Consider the following 3,118-nt stretch of genomic DNA (forward strand, 5'->3'; position numbering starts at 1 on the left):
CGGTGACGCATCAGATACTCGAGCACCGCGAACTCCCTTGGCGTGAGATCTATTTCGGTGGCGGTCCGCCAACAGGTGCGCGACCCGGGGTCGAGTATCAAGTCTCCTGCGACCAACTGCGCCGGACGTTCCGGAGCCCCGCGGCGGATCACCGCCCGCAGGTGCGCCAACAGCACGACATACGAAAACGGTTTGGTCAGATAGTCGTCGGCACCAAGGTCAAGAGCGTCGGCCTCATCGTATTCGCCATCCTTGGCGGTGAGCATCAGGACCGGAACCCACACCCCTTCGGTCCGCAGTCTGCGCACCACCTCGTAGCCCGACAGCCCCGGCAACATGATGTCCAGGACCAGCGCGTCGTATTTGATGGTCTGCACTCGAGTCAACGCCTGGACACCGTCGCCGGCGATGTCGACGGCGAAGCCATCTGCCCGCAGCCCGGCGGCCAGCGTTTCGGCCAGCGCCGTCTCGTCCTCAACGAGTAGCACCCGCATACCCCACCCGCCTTTCGCCGATCTGCCCGTAATAGTGTCGTCCGTTCACGCCCGAACGGCGGCGGACCCGACGATTCTCTCGGTCCAGCGATCAGCGGGTCGGCGGTGCGGGAGGAACGGGAGTGTCCGGCACCTCCGGACCGCTCTGGTCACCTTCCTGGACGTTGTCCGTATCGGCGGCAACGATACCGTCCGGGTTGTCACCCTCTGTCGCAGCCCATTTGGCTGTTGGGTCCAACATGCCCACCGGGCCTGTGTCGTTGCTGAACGAAGCTGAGAACACTCACAGGGGGTGATCCGCCATCGCTGAGAGCGTGCTCAGCCTCTATGGAAAGCGCTGATCAGCCTGTGCGCCAGCTAGAGGCCGACGACCGCCGTCCAGCAGCCCGCTCACGGGCAATCATTGAGCGTGTTATCGCCGACCAAGCCCATTCTGGGCGGTACTGATCAGGCTGGATGCGCCGATGGGTGGCGATTCCCTCGATCGAACACCGAAGGATCCGCGGTTCCAGCCTCATACTTGACAACGGTCGTGTGTTTGATCGGTCTCAGGCATGGATATGGCACCGAGAATCGGCGCACACCACGACGTCATCACGCCCTTCCCACAACACAAACCCAAGCGACGAGCCAGAGAACTCAACCTGAGTTATCAGCAGCACAGGAGATTTTGCGCGCGTCGTACAACGAATAACCCCCTTTGAAAGCTGGGCTCCGCGACGGCTACGAGTCCGCATTGCTCTCTGCCGGTGCGCACTCGGTGTTAGACGACGCGGCCGACCTACTCGCCCGCATCGACAGCAGCCCACTGGCCTAGCGCATTGCCCATCCGGCCGATCCCAACATCTGCGCCGCCTCGACAACCCGTGCGGCCATGGCGTTCTCGGCCGGCTTGCCCCACGACCTCGGGTCGTAGGCCTTCTTGTTGCCGTAGGCGCCGTCGACCTTGAGCACATGGTCGTACTTGCCGATCATGTGACCGGCGATGGACCGGGTGAACGCGTACTGGGTGTCGGTGTCGATGTTCATCTTGACGACACCACTCGCGACGGCGGACGCAATGTCCTCGGCGCTCGATCCCGATCCACCGTGGAAGACGAGGTCGAACGGCTTGGCCTTTCCGGTTTCGCCGCCGACGACGGTCTGGATCTCCTCGAGGATCTCCGGGCGCAGATGGACCGAATCCGGGTTGTAGACACCGTGCACGTTGCCGAAGGTCAACGCGGTCAGGTACCGACCGCGCTCCCCCGTCCCCAGCGCCTCGATGGTGGCGCGCGCATCGTCGACGGTGGAGTACAACTGTTCGTTGATCTCGTGGGACACGCCGTCCTCCTCGCCGCCGATCACGCCGACCTCTATCTCGAGGAGCGTGTTCGCTTCCACCGACGACTCCAGCAATCCTCCCGCGATGCGCAGGTTTTCGTCGAGAGGGACCGCGGACCCGTCCCACATGTGCGATTGATACAGCGGGTCCAGGCCGCGGCGGCGACGTTCGATGGAGTCGGCGATCAACGGCCGGACCCAGTCGTCGAGGTTCTCGGCGGGGCAGTGATCGGTGTGCAGGGCCACCGTGACCGAGTAGTGCGATGCGACCTCGTGCGCGTAGAGCGCGAGCGCCTTCGACCCCGCGAAGCGGTTCCGAACCGTGTTTCCGGACAGATAGAGTGCCGTTCCCAGCGACACCTGGATGATGCCGTCGCTGTCCGCTTCGGCGAACCCCTGCAAGGCAGCGTTGAGAGTTTGGGAACTGGTCACGTTGATGGCCGGATATGCGAACCCGCCCTCCTTGGCGCGGTCGAGCATCACGACGTAGTGATCGGGGGTTGCTATCGGCATGATCGAAAGTCCTATCGGTGAGCGCTAAGTGCATCCGCACGAATTGCGATGGTGGAACGTCGTCGGCACGCGAATTCGTTGCGGCGCACCATCCTGTCCCCGCATGCGGCGCAGAAGCAATTCGACCGCGGTGGCGCCGATCGTCTCGACGTCCTGCGCCGCCGCGGTGAGCTTGGGTTCGAATAAGTCCGACCATTCGAAGTCGTCGTAGCACACGAATGCCACGTCGGCCGGAATCGACAAACCAAGACTGCGAACGGCTTTGAGTGTTCCAATGGTCATGGAGTTGTTCAAGGACACCAAGGCGGTGGGCCGGTTCCCACCCGACATCAGCGAGTGCACTTCGCGTTCCGCCACGTCCGTGTTGGAGTCGCCGTCGAGGACCAGAGCGGCGTCGACTGCGATACCGCGGTCTGCGAGCGCCGTGGAGAAACCATCGAATCGTTCAGTGGTGGAGGAGATCCCGGCGAGGCCGCGTACGACGGCGATCCGACGATGCCCGAGGTCGAGCAGGTGCTCGGTCAACGACCGTGCCGACGAGAAGTTCTCCGGGCCGACCTGATCGCTCCCGACGTCGACACCGCGGTCGATCAGAACCAGTGGTGTTCCAGTGCGTGTGATTTCGGGGAGGGTGACGCGCTCCGATCCGGCCGCGGGTGCCACGATCATCCCGTCGACCTGCCGGTCCAGAAGCGAGTCGGTGACGCGTTTCTCCGACTCCACGTCGTCGTGGGAATCTCCGACGATCAGCACGTACCCGGCGTCCGACAGAGCCCGTTCCACGGCGT

Annotated in this window: 3 protein-coding genes; all 3 read right to left on the reverse strand. The window is 63.7% G+C overall.

All coding sequences use genetic code 11. From position 1 onward, the window contains the following. The coding region (locus tag QOI01_RS15790; protein WP_526382464.1) for a response regulator transcription factor at nt 1–494 on the reverse strand (494 nt) is incomplete at its 3' end. Nucleotides 495–1,307: 813 nt separating this feature from the next. Next, entirely contained in the window at nt 1,308–2,330 is a 1,023-nt protein-coding gene (gene fbaA, locus QOI01_RS15795) for a class II fructose-bisphosphate aldolase (RefSeq protein WP_526382466.1), read from the reverse strand. Nucleotides 2,331–2,354: 24 nt separating this feature from the next. Further along, a partial coding sequence (locus QOI01_RS15800) for a substrate-binding domain-containing protein (RefSeq protein WP_526382468.1) occupies nt 2,355–3,118 on the reverse strand: 764 nt, incomplete at its 5' end.

It is taken from the genome of Mycobacterium sp. (assembly GCF_032162605.1).
Taxonomy (GTDB): Bacteria; Actinomycetota; Actinomycetes; order Mycobacteriales; family Mycobacteriaceae; genus Mycobacterium.

Coding starts and splice junctions, on each gene's coding strand:
- fbaA (WP_526382466.1), bottom strand. CDS start 2,330: ATGCCGATAGCAACCCCCGATCACTACGTCGTGATGCTCGACCGCGCC.